At 43.1% G+C, this 3,433-nt stretch carries 3 protein-coding genes; all 3 read right to left on the bottom strand.

Features of this window, described 5'->3' with window-relative positions:
- Window positions 1-240 precede the first annotated feature (240 nt).
- Entirely contained in the window at window positions 241-1,533 is a 1,293-nt protein-coding gene (locus RDN93_RS21800; protein WP_308747408.1) for a lamin tail domain-containing protein, read from the bottom strand.
- A gap of 232 nt (window positions 1,534-1,765) precedes the next feature.
- Window positions 1,766-2,800, bottom strand: coding sequence for a DUF4857 domain-containing protein (locus RDN93_RS21805; RefSeq protein ID WP_308747409.1), 1,035 nt, complete (start codon window positions 2,798-2,800; stop codon window positions 1,766-1,768).
- A gap of 40 nt (window positions 2,801-2,840) precedes the next feature.
- Window positions 2,841-3,433: hypothetical protein (locus tag RDN93_RS21810; protein WP_308747410.1), on the bottom strand; the 593-nt coding region annotated here is incomplete at its 5' end.

Consider the following 3,433-nt stretch of genomic DNA (forward strand, 5'->3'; position numbering starts at 1 on the left):
ATGGAATCGACCCTAATTTTATCTTGCAATAAAAAGGTTTATCGGACAGCAATAAAAGAAAATAAAAAGAATAAGGTGGCTTCTTCTCATTGCATTGACTTAATTTAAAGGTATTATATCAGATTGCAAATGTACGCAAATAAAGTCTTTTTGTATATATGATTTCTTTCATTTAATAGGTGTGTTTCATTCAAAACCATATAAAAAGCAACTACTCTAAGGTACTCAGTGAGGGCGAGTTTATTCTCGTGAGTTTATTTTCCCCGGTGTCCCGCCAGTAGAATCTTTGGAAGAATGCCAGTTCTTTCTGGTTGAAGAAGGTAATTCCGGTGAAAGCTTTTCGAGGGAGATGCCTTGATGTCTTTTATTGCTAGAGCTATGCATGGATTCAAAATAGCTGCACTTGTCGATAAGCCGTGATTTTTCTTCATTGGTCATTATTGCCAGATAGCTGTCTTCATTAGTCAACTTGGGGAAGTTGGATATTTCTATGATGGTCTCTTTACTAACTTTATGCTTCCTGATGAGCGTAGCGGCAGATTTAGTAAGACATATATAGCCATAAGGGGGAATACTTATTTCCTGATTGCCGTCCGGCTGCTGCAGGATAACTGTCGTCTTGGTCTCTGTAGAATTAGAACCTGTATCGACATATCTTATGAGTTTTAATGATGGAACAGCGACGGTGGAACCGGACGGGTTATAGAGTTCTATGTACTCTGCACCGTTCGTTGCATTATCATACATCACTTCATTGAATGATAGTATCCCTCTGACTTCTTCCGGGTAATTGGGCAGAACCGGGTCTGCGGGCGTTTCAGGCTTATCCGGTGTGTCGTCGGGGTTGGGAGTAGTTTCTATATTATTCGTTAGCTGTACATGATGGAATATGAATCCTTTGCTGCGAGTTTTTGTATAAACGCAATATATGCCTGAACAGACAGACTTTTGTATGCTGGTGTCTTTTACCTGCTTCTCTTTGGTGTACTCATTCTCTGATTCTAATCGTGTCCAAAAAGTCCAGTAACCGTTGTTATCACATTCTACTTTTATGTATAGCTTTGGTGAATTGTTTCCTTTCATCAGTTCTCTTCCCGAAGCTAATAGTTTCGGTTGTTCACCATTCTGACGGTAAAGTGCTACATTATCTTTTGCTCCACCTATCTGGATAAAGTAGCCGTTTAGATTACCGGATAATATATTGGAAGCGGATACCAAATAAAAACGTGCGTAATTATTAGAAGATGGATTGAAGGTGAGATGGACTCCAAATTCCCAACGGGTGTTTCTTACGGTGGTAGACGGGATTGTAATAAATGCTGTCCCACCGTCTTCTTGTGGAGCGTCCAGGCGCACTCCTTCTTTAGCATTAATAGTGAATTTATCCGTTTCTCCTTCCCAGGGGAGTTCGGCGGTGGCATTATCTTCCTCTTCTAAATAGGTTTCCTTTTCTTCGTCATCGGCAGGAAGTGAACAACTATAAATTGTAGTAATGAAAAGACTTAAGAAGAGAAGTGCTTTGTAAATTTTCATACGGTTTTGTTCTTGGATTAATATCAATATCTTCAACCGTATTTGTTTGTGTATAACGCAGAGGCAATTGCGGCTTAAACTATTTTCTGTGGCTGCAAAGGTATATCTTCCTGTTGGAAAAATGAAAAGTATTCCTTTTTGTTTTGAGTAAAGAACAAAAAAGAGTGTGCCAAAGATACAATTACTGACCGACCTTTGACACACTTCCTTTCCTATATTCGGTTTTGAAATATTATTCGAAGCGTGGCATTACATATTTATCCGTGTAGGAAGTGAAAGTAACACCCGGCATAGGATGAACACTCGACTTGTTTTCCAATGCTTTAATCAGTGAATAATCATTGGCATTCAATGCGTAGTAATTATCGGAAGCCGGAGTAGTCACCCGGACAGTCCAGTCGAACATATTGCCTATGATTGTCAGCGCGTCCGTTTCGGGATTGAACATCGGGATACCTGTCTTCACTACCTCATAAGTACGATTGTTCAAGACATAAAACGCATTGTTGGTATCCGTCATAAAGGCTAGCGTCTTTTTATTTCTGAATTCCGTCAGATATAAGTGTTTCAATGCCAGGCCTTCGGGCAGTGTTATGGCGCGGACATAAGGACGGCCTTTCACCTGTTTCAGATGGAACAGACGGCGGTCGGCATCCAGCAGAAGATACCCTTCGTCATACTCTTTTTTCACTGTCGGATTCCCTGCTATCTCCGTAGCGGGGAAACGGAAACCTTTTTTCGTCATAGCTTCCGTGAACTGAAGGCTCTTGTCTGCTTTCACACTGTTGGTAGCCATGTCGATAAAATCAATCCCTTTGGAAGTAATGCGGAACACATCATCCGGCATCTTCAGGTCTACACGACCGGACATGGATTCCAGCAAGGGATAAAGCCCGATGGAAGGTGCATTGATATCCGAAGGGACACTGCGGAAATTGAAGTTCTCCGTCTGCACTAGCTTGGGGGTAACTGCTATCCCTTTAATCGTATCCGGGAAACGCTCGTCGGACATTAACTGACGGAAGTAGAACATCGGCAGGATACTGTCGAAAGCAGCTTCCGAGTAGACATTGCCTGCGAGGTCGCGGCGCACGGTTCCTTTTCCGTCTTCTTGTCCCATCAGGACGAAGTCACCAATCACGAAACTATATAACGTAAAAGGGGACTTCTCCGGCTTTACGACAAAGAAATTGTAGCACCAGGGCAACTGCCATAGAAGCAGAAAAGCAATGGTGACATATAATAATATGGTACTGAAACGTCTCATCTTTAATTCTTCATTATTAATTTTTCATTCTTCATTTCTTTTAGTCCTGTTTGCCCGCCTTGAACCGTACGATGGAAAGCCACGAGAAAGAAGCCGTCAGCAGCGTATAGACCAGCAGATAAGGCAGGAACTTGTTGTAGGCTTCCGGTGTGGGCGACAAAAAGAAGATTCGCAGTAAAAGCACGGCGATGACGAGATTCAGGATACGGCGTTTCCATGCCGGTTCGAGGCAAATCCATGCGACAAGCAGATAACCGGAGATTCCCGCCAGATACCACGTCAAGGCAGTGAGCAGTATATGGTTTTTCAACTCGTGGGCAAGCACTCCGTTCAAGTATATCTCCATCAGCAGGAAGTTGGAAGCGAAGCAGACAAGGAGCAGCACCAGACCGGAGAGTAACATATTTCCTGTCATCTTCAGTTCCGGGTAAGGCAGATGAAGCGTCAGTTTCAGACATTTGCGCTGCATCTCGGGGACGAACTGCACGATAGCCATCAGTATCCCGGCAATCAGAGGGATATATTGCAACATATCAATGAATATGACATCCCGTTGCAGCATGACTTCCCATACATGCGCAGCCCCTTTCATTTCTACCACCCGGTTGATGCGGAGCATACAGTAGCCTGTAA

The organism is uncultured Bacteroides sp. (assembly GCF_902491285.1).
Lineage (GTDB): Bacteria > Bacteroidota > Bacteroidia > Bacteroidales > Bacteroidaceae > Bacteroides.

Coding starts and splice junctions, on each gene's coding strand:
- RDN93_RS21800 (WP_308747408.1), bottom strand. CDS start 1,533: ATGAAAATTTACAAAGCACTTCTCTTCTTAAGTCTTTTCATTACTACA.
- RDN93_RS21805 (WP_308747409.1), bottom strand. CDS start 2,800: ATGAGACGTTTCAGTACCATATTATTATATGTCACCATTGCTTTTCTG.